Below are 18,308 nucleotides of genomic sequence, written 5' to 3'. Positions count from 1 at the left end.
ATCGGGGTGTGGCGCAGTTGGTAGCGTACACGCATGGGGTGCGTGTGGTCGCTGGTTCGAGTCCAGTCACCCCGACAAAGCAGATATTTTTTAATATCAAAAAATGGTTAACCGTGTGATTTTCAGTAAAATAAATTTTTGCCGAATTCATACGGTTTCTTTTTTAAGCAAATAAAAAGTTACCTATTCGGTTACCTGTTTTGAGACCGAAATTTTTATTACCTTACCGGGTAATAGCAAATGACTTTCGTTGCGATTTGACTTTCGTTTTGCAAATCGATGTTTCACTTAAAACGAGAGTTTATGCGGACTTCCAACACTTTCAACATTTTATTCTGGCCGAATAAGGCCAAGAAAAAGAAGAACGGATTGATCCCCATTTATGCCCGTGTTACCGTCAATGGAAAACGGGCAGAGATCAGTTTAAAACGGTCTATTTCGGTTACCTGTGCGGTGACCTCCTGGGACACCAAATCCGGGCGCTTGACTTCGCGAAGCCCCGAATCCAGGGCGTTAAACGCTTATCTGGACGCTACCCAAGCAGATTTATACGATTGTTACCAACAATTAAAATCTTCGCGAAAGCTAGTAACGGCGCGGGCTATCAAAAATTTGTTTGTCGGGGAAGACGACGACTACCATACTTTGGTGGAATTAATACATTATCACAATACCAGAATGAAAATGGTTTTGGCCCCTTCAACCATGAAGAATTATTATACTACGGAACGGTATATTAAACTGTTTTTGCAGAAAATGATGCGATCGGATGATGTTTACCTTCAGGAATTATCGTACCGTTTTATTGCGGATTTCGAGTATTTTTTACGCACCACCTCCCCTATTAATGAGCATCAGCCATTAAACAATAACGGGGCGATGAAACATCTGGAACGATTAAAAAAATTAATCAACCTGGCCCTAAAAATGGAATGGATAGTCAAAGACCCTTTTATACGCTATAAGCTAAAATACGATCGGTATGAGCGGGTATATCTGAATGCTTCGGAACTCGAAAAACTCGAATCTATTATCCTCAAAAAACAAGGCCATTGCCTGGTACGGGATATTTTCGTCTTTTGCTGTTATACAGGGCTTTCTTATGTGGACGTAGAGGCATTAAGCGACCGCCATATTGTTAGGGGAATAGACGGCAAGCATTGGATATCCACACAACGACAAAAGAGCCAGACTCCCGTTAAAATCCCTCTTTTGGATAAAGCCCTTGAAATCCTGAAAAAATATGATACCGTTTCCGGAAAGGGTGATAAACTTTTACCTGTCTATTCCAACCCAAAGACCAACAGCTATTTAAAGGAAATTATGGAACTATGCGGTATTGATAAGCACATTTCTTTTCACGCTGCCCGGCATACTTTTGCCACAACGGTAACGCTTTCCAACGGTGTGCCCATAGAAACGGTATCCAAACTATTAGGCCATACCAAACTTTCTACTACGCAGATTTATGCCAGGGTATTGGAAACTAAAATACATGAGGATATGGAGCAGTTGGCTACTAGATTAAACGGTCAGACACAAGAAGTACAGTCAAAGGTTTCATTAAACCAATAAGCATTATTAGTAAAGCGTGACTGGAAGAATTTTCATCTTCGATACCGACTGTATATCAACTCGTTACAGTGTTAATCGTTTTTGTGTTCACCTATTTGTACACCGGGTATGGGAAAGAGCATTTTTGTTGGGTGGGGTTGGGTGTCTTTACTTGGTAAAGGTATGGATTTATTTTTGGTTGTACCATTTTTGAGATTCCAGCTATTTGCTTTTCCATTCTTTTTGGAAATCTTTGTGAAGAAAAACTTGTAGGTCTCTCCAACCAACTATGTAACTATGATCATTGTTGTACAACATTTTTTACTTAAAAAACGCTCTAATTCTTTTATAAATTCCTAAAATCAAATAACCGATAATTGAATAAGAAAATCCGACAATTCCAGCAACAATTATCAGAATCGTTTGTGGTGGATTAGAATAAATCATTAATGAAAGAACGATTATTACGATTATTGTTCCGATAGATACTGCTGTCCATAAATTTTGTTTGGCAGCTTTGTCATCATCTATTTTCCTTTCTAACTTGACTGATTTATGTACAATAGAAGGCAATAAATTAGCTAAACTACCGTCTAATGGGTCTTCAAGAAGAAAATTAAAGTGAGCACTTTCATTTCTATTAAAAACAGGAACTAAAAATTCTTGAGTGCTATATATGTGATTGATTCTATTTTTTAATTCATCCGAAATGTTCTTTTTTCCACTTTCATCTACTGGTAAATTAGTATACTCTGCAAGAACATTTTCAAAGAAAGTATTATGGCTTTCTGTCCATTTCAGCCAGGACGAGTCATTACTTAAATATCCTTCACCACTTTGAATAAAAGCACCTGGACCTATACTAAACTTTATTGCAACATTTTCTAAATCAACGTTGCTTTTGTTTTCAAACTTAAAATATATAGTCCTTAATGAATGTATTACTCTATTGTCTAAAGTTATTTGTATTTTTCCAGCTAAGCTAGGGGATAAATCCGGTTTAAGGTTTTGGGTGTAAATCTCATAGGTTATGATTCGTAATCTGTTTTTAAATTTTTCAACCAATATTCCTACTAATAGTCCGAATAAAGAAGTAACAATTAGAGAAATTGTTGATGGAAATAGGCTGTTAATAGTTTCGGAGGTCATATTTTGTTAAAATGTTGTACATCGGTTTCAATAATAAGTAGTCGTTAGAATTAGTATCTAACTATACAAACACATCAATCTGAAAACTTCTGTAGAATTTTCAGAATAGGCGAGAACAAGCAATTACTTTATAGTCATTAGGGTACGGTTTTCAATTGTTATTATATGCTTTTGGTTTATATTCTTCAGTTAATTCTGGGTTATTAAGTTTGTCTTTTGGTAAATTCTTTAAGATGGAATATTTTTCAATTAAAGGCTTAAATTTTTCATTTCCTTTTTCACTTAATCCATTATAAAATAGCCACAAAAGTTCGTAATCAGATAATTGTGCCCTTATTATTGATGTATATTTGTAACGAGTATTATAATTGGGTTGAGTATAACCCAAACGTTCTATACGGGTTATGCCATTTGGATCAACATCTAATTCCGAATGACTATGAAATTCTGTTTGATCTACAAGCTTAATAATACGATATAAATTTCTGAAGTAGTGCCCAAAGTCAGTTTGAACAGATTCGTAAAACTCCATATAATCGATATTGATACTTTCTATAGCTTTTTTATCTCCAAGCTTTTCTTTTAGCTCATCATATGTTAGCTTAAAAATATCTCTTCCTTTTATTATAATTCGTTCGTATTCCGTCGGATTATCTAATGAAAATCGCACGGTGTTGACAGAAGGACTTTTAACTCTTTTTTCTTTCTCTATATCTAAATCTATCGAATCTATAATTTGGTGATGTAGAGATAAAAGATTGAAAAAAGTATTTTCAAATCTTTGAAGCTTTAACGTTTTGTTTTGTGTCTCAAATTCTTTTCTTGTTTCTCTAAGCTCTTCCCTTTGATAATTTAGTTCTTTTTTTTGAAGTAAAATTGTGAATATTATTCCAGCGAATGCCAAACCTGAATACAAAGCATTAATAGAGCCAAACATATCTCCAAAAGTACCTCTTTCATCAAATGGTAGTGATTCTAATCGATTGTAGGTATAAAACCAAGAGTAAATGATTAAACTTACAGCTATGAGTCCAATAATAGTAATCCAATAATTATTTTTTTTCTTTTGGTCATTTTCTCAAATGTTGCCTAACGGTTTACGACTACATGGCGGGCAGGTTTCTACGCAATTAAGTTAGCAAAAAAGGAACTACCGTTGGACGTATCCGAGGTTATTCCCAAGTACGCCTTTTGCCCACCTGACGTGTAGGCGATGTTAGGCTCTGGCTTTTCATTCAAATTTTAATCTATTTTGATTGTCCGATTTAGATATGTGTTCAGTTACTTTTTCAATCACATAACTATTTTGGTCAACAATATAGGTTTGTAAATCTTTATCAAAATTTCGTTTTTTTGATAGAATTACTTTTAGAGCATCTCCTTTTCTGAAAGCCTCATTTTTTAGTCGCTCGAAAAAGTCATCATCTTTGATAGATGCTTTTATTGGATAACCTCTAAAAATAAAAGCCCATTTTGCGTGTCCCTCAAAATGTATAGTTTTTATTATTAAAGTGGCTTCATCGGTTAGGATGTCCGATTCGGGTAATTCTTCTATTTCTAAAGTCGTTGCTTGGTCAATCAATTTTGAAAATTCTGTTCGATTAATGTTTATGATTTCTTTTTCTTCTCGTTCTATTTTTAAATCCTTTACGTTCTCGTCGTTATTTACGATGATAAAGGTCTGTTGAATTTTTTGATTTACTCCTGAATCTTGGGAAAGATTATAAATTACTTTTGGCAATTCTTTATCGACGATTTGTTTGTCTTCCAAAATCTTTTTTATTTCTTCCTCCGTTTTGTTTTGTGTTGAGTTTGTTGCAAATAAAATCAGAAGTCCAACTAAAGTTCCAACGGTTAAATCCCCCATTTTTTCTAAAATCAAATCTTTATATTTTGACTTCAGTTTAATTTTAAAACTTCCGTTTTCGGGTGGGGAAACTTCAATAATCATATCGGCAGGATTGTAACCTAACTCATTATTGATTAAGTAGAGAAGTTGTTTGTAGTTGTCTAAAAATTCCGTCAGGGTATCTATTTTGATATTTCCGTCTCCTCCGAATTTTATGGTTAGTTGGTTATTTTCTGTCATTCCGTTTTTTTAGCTTGTGCCTGGCTATGGCAAGTGCGGGATATTGAAACCGCTTTCTTGTCCGCCTACCGTAAATTTATTTAGTTGTAATATCTTCATTTTTAAGTGGTCAGCCTGCATTTGCTATAGCCGATGTTAGCTGCTGCCTTTATTTCTTTTCTTCTGTAGTTTGTCGTAGTCAAAATATTTTTTCGTCTCTTGATTGATAATGAGCAATATGTCTGACAGTTCTTTAAGGCTGTTCTCATTGTCATTTAAAATCAGTAAATCTTCATTAAGTCTGTTTTGATTGGTTAACAAGTCCTTTTCAACTTTAAGTCCTTTCCAAATGTCGTTTTCAATGTCTCGCTTGATTGATTTAATTGAATCGAACTTGTCATGGAATAGACTAATGCTCATGTAGCTCTCACAAATGAGAATTAAGCCATAGATTTTGTTCAGTTCTTTCTTTGATAATTCTTTGCCATGTTCGAGTGTTTTGTCCGTAATACCTTGCAAGTCAATTGTCGATATTATTCTTCGTAACTGAAAAGCAAAGTGACATAACTTTTGAACGTTCATTAATAGCATGAAAATAACCCTAGGCTGAACAGTGTTCTTGTGTTCCTTAAAGTCCTTTTGTAATTCTCCAATGAAGTCTTGAATGAGCAGGAACTCTTTTTTAGGTTCATTTTTCACACTTGGCTTATGATATTCTAATTTTTCAGACGTAAGCAAATTCAATATCAAGCCAATCTGTTTCTTAAGATAATATTGAAAATTTCTCTTTACTCTATATTCTTCATACTTCTTTTGAGCAAAAGGAATTATTACAGATGAAACGAGAGCGAGAACTGCAACCAATAGCATCCAACCATTCCATTCAATTTTATCTTCTATGTTCATTCGTTGTTTCTGTTTTCAGGTTGCAGCTACCACACAAATATACACAATTAACAATTTCAGCCACTTAGGAGCCTACACTTTACAAGACATCAACATTTACTCGATTTCGGAAGAATTGTCATTGATTCGTCATTTTATATATCATTCATTATTTTGTATATCAAATTTTGCTGCGCCAATATAAATTCATTATCGAAATAAATTTTACGGCTTTCCACATTATCACAAAAATCTCTATATAAATAATAATGCGAATCTAAGGGGGAATAGCAAGAGGGTAACGCGCAAAAGCGACGTTACGGAGTTTTTATTATTATAATTCACTGAATTACAATAAATTAAAGTTAATGAGGGTTTCCACATCAATATAAAAATTCTACATTTTCACGGAAAAATGCTCTCAGCCTAGTAAAACCGGGGATTTTTTCACGGAAAAATGTAGAAAAAGTGATTTTTTATAGGGATAAAAACGCTGGGAACCCGCATAAAACTGTTGAAATTTATCCCTACGTTTGACGCAAATCCTTTGAGAAGCCCTATAAAGCTGTCATTTTTTGCGTCAAAAAAAGAAAAAGTATAATTGAAGAGGGAAAATTTCACCAAGCAAAATAGTATTAGTTATGGAAAGATTAGGGGGCTTTATTTTGTGTTCACTTTAAATATCGATCCCGGTCAATTATTATTTATACAGGAAACCTTCATTTATTTCCTTCTCCAATTGTCTGATTTTTGATGGATAACTGGCTTGCTGATTAACAACCCTTCCATTTTCATCAACTAATAAATATCGAGGGTAGGTGAAAGCACCGTTGTTCCCGAATTTATCAATGATATTTGCAACCAGTGTGTTATTTGCGAGGATATGGAACCCTTCCAAATCATAGAATTGTATCATTTCCTTCCACACCTTTTCTTTACTGTTCCTTCCTTCGCATATATAAAGAACTGTAATGTCTTTGGGTTTCAATAATTCTTCCAACCTTTCTTTCTGCTCAAACTCCTTTTTGCAAGGGCCGCACCACGTACCCCATATATCCACGAAAACCTTTTTGCCATGCAGCTGTTTTATTAACTCATCGAATGTGTTAATGTTTTCGTAGTCTTTAACAATTCGTACCTCTCCATTCGGTTGAGCATTTTCCAGTTTTTTGTGGAAATCAATAATAGGTTGTATCGAGGAAGCCAGGTATTTATTATAAGGACTATCGGGATATTCATTTTTGAAATTTTCATACATTTCAATTATTTCCTTTGAGTTGTCTTTGGTCTGCCAGCTTTCTAAGAAGATGTAAGAAGCTAAATAATATTCAAGTTCTTTTCCCGCAAGATATTTCTTGGGTTCATCGATATTATATTTTAATCTTTTGCTTGTTTCATACATTTTTGCCATGTCCTTCGGATCGGGTTTTTCCGATAAGTATCGGGCGTACCATACCGAATTATATACTAAAGGATAAAACCAAGGGGAACGGACAATATCAGGTCCATTTAGTTTTGATATTCCGATTTTTTCGTCCCAAAAGTTCTTGAGTTTTCCTAATGCTCTTTCATCTTTTTCGTTAAGATGCTTTCGCAGAAGCATAGCAGCAAGTCCGGTTTCCAGTGCGGAATAATATACTTTTCGGTCCAATACTGCTAATTCATAGAAGTCTTTTGAAATTTCATTTTTTTTCAATAATTCACCGAACCTGGAAATCTCCTTTTCTTTGAGAGTATCCATTTTGGAGGATATTTCTAAAGGAATTGAGTCATTATAAAATTCATTTAAGCCCATCATATAAAAATCCGGAGATGGTAACGTATTATAAAAGTTTTGTGCAATACTGTCTTTAGAAATAACAAGAAACTTTTTTTGATTCGTTTTCAGTTCAAATTTAATGTCGTAAGCCTTCCCAGGTTCGACCAACAAAACACCACCAGCTTTTCCGGGAACATACATGGTTACAAATGATGGTTTTTCAACGTCCATTTTTACCTGAAATGCCCCTACAGAGTCAACTGTTATGGATTTTTTATCTCCGTAAAACCATTTGCCTTCAATGGGACTTGTATATTCAACTTTTCCGGAATGCTCCCCATCAATTTTTCCATTTATGATTATCCCTTTCTCTTTTTTAGAACAACCGAAAAGTCCTAATATTAGGACTGCTAATATGATTTTCTGTACACTCATTTTTTTTATTATATGTGTCTATTGGCCTAATTCTTCACGTGCTTCTGCTGTCAAAAGTACAGTCATTAATTTCAGTTTCTTTGAATCCTTAAATCCGAGTTCCTTCCGCATTTCTTTTAAAAAAATATTTGCATTGTTTAAAAGAGCGAAAGTATTGCCCTTATTAATATCAAGATTGTCTTCGTATTCAAGATACTTTTTAATCAACTCTTCACTTCCCCAATTCATTAACCCTTTTTTGAAAAGCGACATTTCTTCAAGTGTTTTTTTCGTAAGTCCATCACGATTGTTTTTTACGCTTTTAAAAATTTCAAAAAGCGCATTGTAGAAATGTTCACAGACTTTTTGCTTTTCTTTAAGGAGATGCAATTCATATTCTCTTTCGCGAGTTTTTTTATTATTAATATTTACAGTCATCACAGAAGTGAAAGCTGCAACTATTACAGCAACTATTCCAAGAACAGAAATTTTTGAATCAATATTTTCAATATAAAATACTCCCCAAATTGATAGAGAAACTAAAATGAGGACTAGAATAAACAACCAAATATTTATGAAAATGTTTTTTGTCATCTTAGTTATGAGGGTTTTTCGGCTTACATCTAATGATTTCGGCTATAGTAGGTGGGGCACCTAACTTTGCGAGTATAAATTAAGCTGAAAATTCCTAGATAATTTTTAGTTTAATCGGGAGCAGATAATTCATTGCTGTAAGCAGTTTTTATTTACGTTCTAATTTTTCTATTACTTTTAAGAGTTTATCTCTGTTCTTTGCAGATTTAATCCAATCGGGTAATTTTTCCACTATTGTCCATCCAGTTCGTCCATTTCTTTCTCTTAAACTAGCAGAAATATATTCTTTTAAGTATGTAAGATGCTCATAATTCAATGCCCAAAAATTATGGCCTTTAAAATTATCTGTTAGCCATAGAGGAAGTCCGAAATACATCTCGGTTGGTTTACCAATATTTAAGAATCTCCATACCTGTTCAATATTCCGCGGTTTGTGTATTTGGGTATCGCCACAGTTTTTACACTTTACTATAATCGTTTCTTTTTGTTCATTTACATTAGGGATAGTTATATTTATTTCGTTCCCACATTCCACACAATTTCTTTTCAGTTCTATTTGGTAATAAATTTTTCGACCCTTTTGCGTATAGAAACAATTCATGCATTTTAAAGTCCGTTGCGATAACCATTTATTCGGTTCATCTTTTGTGACAATAGCACGTTTTCTACATTTTGGGCATTCGACAATAATTTTATTATCGAAATGGTATATTCCTATATTCTTATCTTGAAATCTGTTCATTTTTCAAATTGCCTACAACACTCAAATATACGCAATTCACTATTTCAAATCCACAGCAAACCCGATTTCTGAAATACTCCCATGTTATAAGAGTTTATGACTTTTTCATATAACAATTCATTATTTTGTATATCACATTTCGCTTCGCCAATGTAAATTCATTTTCAAAATAAATCTTACGGCTCTCCGTAATGCCAAAAAAATCCCGACCTCTGTAAAAAAACAGAAGCCGGGAACCGGTCCATAGAGAACCAAAAAACAAGGAAAGATCAACAAATAAAAATTACAGCCAAAATCGCCATGATAACCGCCCCGACCATCATCCCAAACAAAAAGCAAGTAGAAGGTAACCGAAGCCAATCCGTTGTCTTTAAGTGGTTAACATTCGTATCAGAATTTTTATGGCAACAATCTTTATGCATAGCTAACAATCACCTGAAAATCTGATATGTTCTTCCAAAATCTCTTCCAGGCGCTCTATTTCCTCAAAAGGCAATAGCTGTAAAGCGTGTTCCAACGCCGTTTGTATATTGATATGTGGTTGGGGAATAAGGTCAGAAAATTTGCCGTCAGCATATTCCAAAGCAATGATACACACCTTCATAATCCCAGCGGCATTATAAAGCACATCTGCGGGACCATTGACCAGAAAGTCTGTTTTATAATAGAGTTTATCCGAGTTCGGGGATAGTTTTTTCAACTTCATTCCTGCCAGTCTCTGGATTTTTTTCCTGATCTCGTTGTTATCTTTGAGGGGTGTAGTTGGATTTTCCTTTTTCTTTTCAACAGCTTCTTTTTTACAGGCTTCCCACTTGGTGTTGAATAGTTCTTTGACAATGGCCAATTGTGTTTCTGATTTTGTATGTATCTCGTTTATTTGCTCCGGGGTAATATGATAATCCGAACCATAACGCACCCCTTTATAGGCATCGTCCAATAGCTGTAAAAGTGCAGTTTCTTCTTCCGGGCGGAATAATGCACCCAGTTCCGGGATAAATGCTTTGATATACTTTTGGTGATTGGCAATGCTATGACACACCTTTTCTTTGCCAATGGCCAGCAATTCTGTAAGACGGTAAGTTAACTCTATCGATTGGTGCAGCATAAAAGCCGCTTGTACATAATTTTCCCTTTTAATATAGAATAAAGCGCCTTCTTTAAAGTCGGCGGCTTTGGTGTATTCCTTCTGAAAACGGTCTTTGGCTACTTCGAGCGCTTTTTGCATATCCATACCCTCGGTAAGTGTAGGAAGGTGTTGGCCGGGAATGCTGTATTTAAGGTTTTCCGGTTTACAGGCATCAATAAAAAAGAGGTTGCCTTCCCGTAGTTGCCGTTCGGCAAATGACAGGGCATAGGTTCGGAATAAAACATCGGTATGTTCCTGAAACACCCGGTGTACCAACGGAGCCAGGTCATTTGATAGCCCGGAACTACCTTCCCGCCAAAGTATGAGTAAAAATGGTTTCTCCTCTCCTTTTATCTTCACCTTTGAAAGATAGATATACTGAACTTCCAAAAGATTAACTATTTTATCGATGATTTGCGGTATGGATAATTTCATGGGCATGAATTTATCAGTTTGACGATCTTTGGTCTTGGCACGAGTGCTTTTGCTTTTTCCCGGAAAGCCATACGCTCCCAAACTGTCCCATCATCCCGGTGAAAAACTTTTTCAAAACTGTTCAGCTTTGACATTACAAAGAAAACCGTATCAAAAGGGATGTCTACTTCGTCGATGTCGTTATATTCACTGTTTATACGTAACAGTGAATACCTGACATTAGTGTAACTTTTAGAGAAAATAGTCCATTCAAAATACCTGACGATGGCGATAGGTTCCCGGCTGTTTATCAGTTTTTTGATCTCTTCACTTTCCATTGGTAGTGCTTTTAAGATTAATGAAAAGGTATAGAGGTAGTAGTAGCGATATGAGTGTAGTATTTTAAAGAAAGGAAAGAGCGTCCTCCCTCCTTTCATACTACCCCAAAATAACAGGACAAAACTGCCCCGTTATGCTTTAAGATGCGAAAACTCCAAAAAATACTGTAGAAAGCGTTGCCATAGAGAAGAAGAGTTACAACAAAAGAAATAGGCGTGGAACTCAACTTAACGCCTTTGGGGTACTGGTATACCTTGGAAACGATAAGAGAGCCCACGCCCGGGTCGTGAGCAAATCTACTCATCATCTCGTTTCCATAAAAATTACCAGTTTTCAAAGGCGAGATTCTAAGCAATTGCTTCTAATATTTTCTTTATAGAAGAATCACAAATATATGTTTATCTAAAACAAATATAATAAAAAATATTAAAATGAGAGTGTTCGCTCTCAAAAAAGAGATCAATAATACTTTCTTTTGTTATTATGGCTGACAAAAACCTACAAAAAGGTAATACTACAGACAAGAAATCAAAAAAGGTATTTCGAATAGATAAGTATGTGTGTAAATACCTGGCTCACGAATGGTTTTCGGGCGAAAAATCCTTGAGAGAGTACGGGAAAATTTACGGTGTCAACTATCACGTCATTGAAAAAATAATAGAAGAAGACGGTTATAATATACCTTTACATACTTTAAATACCATTTGTTTTAATAAAGGCGTAAAACTTTCAGAATTCTTTACATTGGTTGAAAAAAAGTATGGAGGTATTATAGATGATAGTTTCATATTGAAAAAGAAATAGTAAAAATAGAAGTTTTAAATTTGGTATATGTACTGTCAAAAGTTAATGTTGTTCCGATTACTCAAAGCCGAGACCGTTGTACCTTTTTGAAATGAAAAAAAAGCTAATCAAAAATTGTTATTCGAATATCCTGGGTATAGATTTGAAAAAAATCCATAAAGAGATGAATACATTTTCTGAGTATCACTCTTTAAATGGAAAAAAATTAGAAATCAAAGATTTACACCTTAACAAATCGCCTATTGGTTTTACAAATCAGGATAACGAGGTTTTTGATCTTATTAATTTTGAAAATAAAAATTATCTCATAAGCGAGAACTCATGTTATCCATGTTCGCGAGTTTATCAGAATAGAGATGGGCATAGGTTTGTTGAAGTATTAATTGTTCCAAATGGGAACCCAATCTTTATAAAAAATCAAAATTCATTAGTTCGTTATAGCTTTTATACTTTGAAGCTATTCAATAAATTAAAAACGTTTGAAGATCTTGTTTGGTTTGATAGGATCTATGCAGATACTTTCTCAAAAAACCTGTGGTACACAGATTCGGAAAGAATTCAATTTTTAATTAGATCGCAAGCGACCGAAAGTGATATCTTCAAAGCCTTAGACACTTTGAAATTATTTAACCCTTTTCAGCTGACCTTATTCTCTATTATTGATAATGTGAAAATTGATAAAACGGATTTAATTAATTGTACTTTAAAAAATAACTCAATCCCTCTTTCCATATTATACTTAACATCTCCATCCCTAAAAATAAAAATTTCTGACAGTACTCAGCAAATAATTGAAATGAATGAATTCAGAGACTTCATTTTTTCTTTATCAGATGAAGAAATTGATATTTTTTTCGAAATAGCCTTTCTGAAGGATTCCATAAACTTTAAGGGTTTATACCCGGAATTTAAACTTGATATCTTAGGAATAAAGACATTGGAACGATGGATGTCTACTAATTCTACAAGGGGTATAAGCACAGTAGTCAAAGAAAGGCTTGAAAAAGTTAACATGAGCGAAAAACTCATACGTGAATATTATAAAAGGTTAAAGAAAAATCTCAGGAATATTGAAAACAAAATAAGAGCTCAAAAAGGATTTAATATTGTTGGGAGCTTATACAATGAAAGTCGCTTATTTAATTTAATTCAACACGCTTTTAAAAATTACGAAGTTATCTCCCAATATAGCCCCGATTGGTTAGGAAGACAACGAATTGATATATTTATTAAAGAATTAAATATTGCAATCGAGTACAATGGAAAACAGCACTATGAGCCAGTACCCTTTTTCGGTGGCAGAAATGGCCTGTTAGAAACGCAAAGAAGAGATAGAATAAAACGAAATAAATGTAAATCTAATGGCTGTACTTTAATTGAAATTAAGTATAATGAAGACTTAGAAAAATTTGTGGAAAATTTAAAGATGAAGTACATCACTGGCAACCATTGTACTACCTTTAACAATGAGATGTAATAGTTGCTATTTACCCTTATTATAATTTATAAGAAAATGGCTTTATTTATTCTTCTGAATTTCTTATATTTACCTTAAATAAAACCAAGTCATATCAACACAAAAGTTACCTATTCGGTTACCTGAAAATTTAAAACGGGAGTAACTTTTTGATATTTAAAAACATATAAGGTCGGCACTGACTTCAGTCACCCCGACAAAGGCTATATCAATAGCTCACAAAGCACTGTTAATCGTATGATTTTCAGTGCTTTTCATTTTTTTATGATATGAACTGAAATCATCTGAAATCACCTAAAAGGTGTGCAATTCGGTGTGCAAATTGGTGAGCATTTTTAAGGTTATTATCTTATCTTTGAGGTAATTAGTGGTGGTTTGACTTTCGTCTTTACAAAAAAATGATGTGCAATTTAAGACGAAGCCATGAAAACAAACAGTACATTCGGTGTGATCTTCTTCACCCGGAAATTCGGCAAAAATCCACAGGGTTTAAAAATTTATACACGTATTACGGTCAACAGCCGCCGTGCGGAGATCAGTTTAAAGCGTTCCGTTGAAGCTGACCTTTGGGATAATGCCAAAGACCGGGCAAAGGGCTACTCCCCCGAGAACCGTCGGCTTAACGCTTATCTGGATGAAGTGTACAGCCAGCTACTCGATTGCCACAAGCAATTATTGAGCGAACTTAAAGTCATCACTCCCGATGCTATTAAAAAACGGTTTCTCGGCGAGGACGAGCAGCAAAAAACCCTGATGCAACTTGTTACCTATCATAACGAAAGTATGGTGCATACCTTAAAGCCGGGCACCATGAAAAACTACTACACTACGGAGAAGTACCTGAAAGCGTTTTTAAAGGAGAAACTAAAGGTAAATGACATCTACCTCAAACAATTGAACTATCGCTTTATTACGGATTTTGAATACTATTTACGCACCTGCAAGCCCAAAACCCGGAAACAGCAGAACAACAACGGCACGATGAAACACCTGGAACGGGTGCGGAAAATGATGAACCTGGCCTTAAAACTGGAATGGCTGGAAAAAGACCCTTTCCGGAAATTCCAGTTAAAATTCACCAAGACCGACCGGCAGTACCTGACCGAACACGAACTCCAACAGTTAGAAACAACTGATCTTTAAAACAAGACTTTGGAACGTGTACGGGATATTTTTGTATTTAGCTGTTATACGGGGCTGGCATACATTGATGTCATGGAGTTAACCAAAGACCGGATATTAAAAGGCATCAATGGCAATCTTTGGATACATACAAAGCGTGCCAAGACCAACGAAACGGTTAAAATCCTCCTTCTGCCCAAAGCAAAGGAGATCGTCCAAAAATACAAGGACAGCCCGGAGAGTGTCGCAAAAGGATTGTTGTTGCCGCTATACGCCAATCAAAAGATGAACAGCTATCTTAAAACGATCATGAAAATCTGTGAGATACCCAAAAGTATCACCTTTCATTCTGCCCGGCATACTTTTGCCACTACCTTCCGTAACTTTGGCTAATGGTGACAGGATTCGAATCCCCCTACACTCCTATAAAAAATCAGTTCCTTATGCCTCACCTTTTCAAATAGAACACCGATTAGGACACCTATAACGGCTGTTTTAGCTTTCTATACGGTATATTTAGCCCTATTCTGTTTCAGAATATAACAAAATCAAACAAGCTCAAATAGAGTCTTGAAAAAATTGCTTCTATGATATCCATTCGTGTCTTTACCTCTTCCCCTCTTATTTTGATAAATTACAGGGACATAATGCATAAACTCTGTGCTAAAAACAAAAGCTTCTTTATAATTTTGTTCAAGACAAAAACGGTACATTATAGAAAATCTATTTTTAGTCTGCTCGCCTTTATTATTTTAGTTCTAGTTGTTGAATTTTATGATAGTCTTTTCCCCGAATAGCCTCAAAATCTTTTAACATTGCTTCCAGTTGCTCCGGAGCTGCTTTTGCCAGATTGTTTTGCTGTCCCTTATCATCCTTTAAATTGTACAGTTGAAATTCGGTTGAATTTCCCAATTCAATATTCACCTTTTTGTTAACAGCCGGGCCGTTATAGGGAGGGATCATCAGCCAGTCTCCCTTTCTGAAGGCCGTTCTGGAGGTTGCTTCTATGACCAGGGATTCCCGGCCTTCTACACTTTCTCCCAATAAAACAGGCAACAGGTCTTTACTATCTTCGGTATGGTCTTCTGCCCCGGCCAACTCTGCCAGGGATGAGAACAGATCGAGCTGGCTGACCATGGCATCCGAGACCTTCGGCTGAATTTTTCCTTTCCAATAGGTAATAAAAGGAACCCTTGTACCTGCTTCAAACAGGCTGTACTTACCACCTCTTAGACCGCCTTTAGGATCGTGGTCGCCTGATTTTTCCACGGCATTGTCATTATAGCCGTCATTTAACACCGGGCCGTTATCACTGGTAAAAACAATCAGGGTGTTTTCCAACACGCCCTCTTCTTCGAGGGTCTTTATAAATTCACCGATGACCCAATCGGCCTCCACAATAACATCTCCGCGCGGGCCCAGACCGGACTTCCCGGCAAAGCGGGGATGTGGTGTCCTCGGCACATGCGGTTGTTGCAGCGCATAGTACAAAAAGAAAGGCTGGTCTTTGTGTTCTTTTACATAGGCCTGCGCTTTTTCCAGGAAATGGTCTGCCATATCCTCATCTTTCCATTTTGCGGCTTCCCCGCCTTTCATATAGCCTATCCGGGGAATGCCGTTGACAATACTGTTATTATGGCCGTGATGCCAGGTCATCCTTAACATTTCCGGGTTTGAAATTGCCGTGGGTTCACCTTCAAAATTTTCTTCATAGTTCACTTCTATGGGATCTTCCGGGTCCAGCCCGACCACATTGCCGTCTTTTATATATACCGTAGGTACGCGGTCCTGTGTAGCGGCCATGATATAGGAGGACTCAAACCCCACCTCATTGGGGCCCGGCGAAATATGTTCGTTCCAGTTAACATGGCCCGTTCCCAGCCCCAGATGCCACTTGCCGACAATGCCCGTAGCATATCCCTGTGATTTAAACATCTTCGGCAGGGTTTTCTGAGTCGTTGAAATTAACAGGGGGGCCGTTCCCGGTAAGATCTTCGCATTTTTGTTGCGCCAGGGGTACATCCCGGTTAAAATGGCATACCTGCTCGGTGTACAGGTAGCCGATGTGGCATAGCCATCGGTAAAACGAACACCTCCGGCAGCCAGTCTGTCTATATGGGGCGTCTGTATCTCCGTGGCACCATAACACCCAAGGTCGCCATAGCCCAGATCGTCCATATAAAGGACGACCACGTTAGGTTTTTGTTGTGCTTTTTCTACCTGTGCCGTTTCTTTTTTTTCGCCCTTACAGCTTAAAAATGCCAATCCCGTTAAGCTAAAAACAAAGAGATATGCTACCCCTGTTTTCTTCAGAACTGTTTTTCTCCCTGCCCGCAATTTGATGATCATAAATTTATTTTATCGGTGTTTTTTATATTTTGACGATCCTTTTCATAAATCCCCCTGTCAATGTCCTGGGGATAATTGTTATACCAATCTGACAACTCTGCCCTTAACTCTTCGGCCTTATCCGGCATTTCGTTCATAATATCAAAGGATTCGCCCGCATCGATCGCCACATTATAAAGCTGGATATTGGTTCCGTCCACATCCATCATTAACTTGTAGTCCCCTTTTCTTATGGCCAGGTCGGGATCGTTCTTGCCAAATAAACCCGGCCGGTCCGGGGGACGGATCCAAAATAGTGATTTTTTTCTTTTTAACACAGTTTTCCCTGTAATTGCCGGGGAAACATCAACCCCGTCAATCTCCAGGCCTTCACCATATGCTGCACCGGCCATGGCTGCAAATGACGGTAACAGGTCTATTCCCGAAAATACGGTTTGCGTGTCTACCGTGCCCTGTTTTTCTTCGGGTATGACATCCGGAAACCAGGCGATAAAGGGTTCCCTGATACCGCCTTCGTAAATCTGGGTTTTATATCCTCTGAGATTCCCTGCCTTGTTTACTCCGGCATCGGGGCCATTATCACTGGTTAAAACGATCAGGGTGTTTTTTGACAGTTCCGGATCCTCTTTTATAAAATCGAACAGACGGCCCAGTTGTTTGTCCATTTCATGCATCACGCCCAAAAACCTCGCATGACGGCTGGAGTCTCCCCTTAAATCCTTCGGAGGTTCGAGAGGCGTATGGATATCGTCGGGCCAGACATTGATATAGAACGGTTTGTTTGCTTTCCGGGCATTTTTAATGGCCCCGATGGTCCTGTCCACAAATACTTTGGTAAAGTTTTCCCGTTTTATCCAGTGTACCTTTCCCCTGCCCAGTGCTGCGGACTGTTTTTCCAGGTCGGGGCGTTCGGGGTCGTCTCCCAGATGGAGGGTCTCGAATTTTGCGAGGTAGCGCTCCCCCAGCCCTTCGAACTGCGTAACAGATTCGTCAAACCCATATTCCGTGATCAGGGGGACATCGGCAATATCCCGGCCACCCCCCATATGCCATTTACCGATATGTGCCGTATAATATCCCGCCTTTTTCATGGCCCTGGCCAAGGTAGGGGCCTGAATGTCGAGACAGTTCTTCATTCCTCTTTCTTTGTTCGCCTTCCTGTTGTGCACATACGAAGTAATTCCCCAGCGGCTGGGATACTGACCTGTGATACAGGCCACTCTCGAGGGGGAGCAGATCGGGGAGTTTACATAGAACTGCGAAAAACTCAATCCTTCGGAGGCGAGTTTGTCGATATTCGGGGCATTGACCTCGGTATTTCCGTAGGTGGGCAGGTCCCCGTATCCCATATCGTCAATAAGTATAAAAAGGATATTGGGCTTTTTTTCGTGGTTTTCCGGGGCTTTTCCACAACTGTAAAAAATCAGGAACAGCCCTGCGACAAAGAGTTTACTGCTTTTAAGTTTCATGATAGACATCGTAATTGTACAACTATACTTTTTAATCCGTAAC

At 37.0% G+C, this 18,308-nt stretch carries 16 protein-coding genes and 1 tRNA gene; 6 read left to right on the top strand and 11 right to left on the bottom strand.

Annotation, left to right across the window (positions count from 1 at the left end; translation table 11 throughout):
* Positions 1 to 2 precede the first annotated feature (2 nt).
* Positions 3 to 75, top strand: a tRNA-Pro gene (locus tag LS482_RS20105).
* A 228-nt stretch (positions 76 to 303) separates the two neighbouring features.
* Positions 304 to 1,575: a site-specific integrase gene (locus LS482_RS20100; protein ID WP_233029352.1), complete on the top strand. Its 1,272-nt coding sequence runs from the start codon at positions 304 to 306 to the stop codon at positions 1,573 to 1,575.
* 300 nt (positions 1,576 to 1,875) lie between these two features.
* Here LS482_RS20100 and LS482_RS20095 read toward each other — a convergent pair whose 3' ends face one another.
* The 9 genes from LS482_RS20095 to LS482_RS20055 form a co-directional block, all read right to left on the bottom strand.
* Positions 1,876 to 2,703: a hypothetical protein gene (locus tag LS482_RS20095; RefSeq protein ID WP_233029351.1), complete on the bottom strand. Its 828-nt coding sequence runs from the start codon at positions 2,701 to 2,703 to the stop codon at positions 1,876 to 1,878.
* Between the two features lie 151 nt (positions 2,704 to 2,854).
* Positions 2,855 to 3,640, bottom strand: coding sequence for a putative phage abortive infection protein (locus LS482_RS20090; RefSeq protein WP_233029349.1), 786 nt, complete (start codon positions 3,638 to 3,640; stop codon positions 2,855 to 2,857).
* A gap of 294 nt (positions 3,641 to 3,934) precedes the next feature.
* Complete coding sequence (locus LS482_RS20085) at positions 3,935 to 4,792, bottom strand: LAPAL motif-containing putative phage structural protein (protein ID WP_233029347.1); 858 nt, start codon at positions 4,790 to 4,792, stop codon at positions 3,935 to 3,937.
* A 135-nt stretch (positions 4,793 to 4,927) separates the two neighbouring features.
* The gene (locus LS482_RS20080) at positions 4,928 to 5,677 is read right to left on the bottom strand and encodes a hypothetical protein (protein ID WP_233029345.1); all 750 of its coding nucleotides are present in this window, start codon (positions 5,675 to 5,677) and stop codon (positions 4,928 to 4,930) included.
* A gap of 679 nt (positions 5,678 to 6,356) precedes the next feature.
* Positions 6,357 to 7,850, bottom strand: coding sequence for a TlpA family protein disulfide reductase (locus LS482_RS20075; RefSeq protein ID WP_233029344.1), 1,494 nt, complete (start codon positions 7,848 to 7,850; stop codon positions 6,357 to 6,359).
* An 18-nt stretch (positions 7,851 to 7,868) separates the two neighbouring features.
* The gene (locus LS482_RS20070; RefSeq protein ID WP_233029343.1) at positions 7,869 to 8,423 is read right to left on the bottom strand and encodes a hypothetical protein; all 555 of its coding nucleotides are present in this window, start codon (positions 8,421 to 8,423) and stop codon (positions 7,869 to 7,871) included.
* Positions 8,424 to 8,571: 148 nt separating this feature from the next.
* Positions 8,572 to 9,165: a hypothetical protein gene (locus tag LS482_RS20065; protein ID WP_233029342.1), complete on the bottom strand. Its 594-nt coding sequence runs from the start codon at positions 9,163 to 9,165 to the stop codon at positions 8,572 to 8,574.
* 424 nt (positions 9,166 to 9,589) lie between these two features.
* Entirely contained in the window at positions 9,590 to 10,726 is a 1,137-nt protein-coding gene (locus LS482_RS20060; RefSeq protein ID WP_233029340.1) for a HEPN domain-containing protein, read from the bottom strand.
* A complete protein-coding gene (locus tag LS482_RS20055; RefSeq protein ID WP_233029338.1) occupies positions 10,723 to 11,043 on the bottom strand; it encodes a hypothetical protein in 321 nt (106 codons plus the stop codon). The genes LS482_RS20060 and LS482_RS20055 overlap by 4 nt, the downstream gene beginning before the upstream one ends.
* Before the next feature lie 484 nt (positions 11,044 to 11,527).
* On the opposite strand from LS482_RS20055, the gene LS482_RS20050 reads away from it, so the two are divergent.
* The 4 genes from LS482_RS20050 (at position 11,528) to LS482_RS20035 (ending at position 14,840) form a co-directional block, all read left to right on the top strand.
* A complete protein-coding gene (locus LS482_RS20050) occupies positions 11,528 to 11,848 on the top strand; it encodes a hypothetical protein (protein ID WP_233029337.1) in 321 nt (106 codons plus the stop codon).
* 163 nt (positions 11,849 to 12,011) lie between these two features.
* Complete coding sequence (locus LS482_RS20045) at positions 12,012 to 13,325, top strand: putative endonuclease domain-containing protein (RefSeq protein WP_233029335.1); 1,314 nt, start codon at positions 12,012 to 12,014, stop codon at positions 13,323 to 13,325.
* A 423-nt stretch (positions 13,326 to 13,748) separates the two neighbouring features.
* Positions 13,749 to 14,468, top strand: coding sequence for a phage integrase SAM-like domain and Arm DNA-binding domain-containing protein (locus LS482_RS20040; protein ID WP_233029334.1), 720 nt, complete (start codon positions 13,749 to 13,751; stop codon positions 14,466 to 14,468).
* A gap of 9 nt (positions 14,469 to 14,477) precedes the next feature.
* Positions 14,478 to 14,840, top strand: coding sequence for a site-specific integrase (locus LS482_RS20035; RefSeq protein WP_233029332.1), 363 nt, complete (start codon positions 14,478 to 14,480; stop codon positions 14,838 to 14,840).
* 354 nt (positions 14,841 to 15,194) lie between these two features.
* On the opposite strand, the gene LS482_RS20030 is transcribed toward LS482_RS20035, so the two are convergent.
* The gene (locus LS482_RS20030; RefSeq protein WP_233029331.1) at positions 15,195 to 16,796 is read right to left on the bottom strand and encodes a sulfatase family protein; all 1,602 of its coding nucleotides are present in this window, start codon (positions 16,794 to 16,796) and stop codon (positions 15,195 to 15,197) included.
* A complete protein-coding gene (locus LS482_RS20025) occupies positions 16,793 to 18,265 on the bottom strand; it encodes a sulfatase-like hydrolase/transferase (protein WP_233029330.1) in 1,473 nt (490 codons plus the stop codon). The genes LS482_RS20030 and LS482_RS20025 overlap by 4 nt, the downstream gene beginning before the upstream one ends.
* Positions 18,266 to 18,308: the final 43 nt, after the last annotated feature.

Source organism: Sinomicrobium kalidii, assembly GCF_021183825.1.
In the GTDB taxonomy this organism is placed as follows: Bacteria; Bacteroidota; Bacteroidia; order Flavobacteriales; family Flavobacteriaceae; genus Sinomicrobium; species Sinomicrobium kalidii.
Note: the sequence above shows the minus strand (reverse complement) of the source record. Positions and strands in the feature narration are given on the sequence as shown.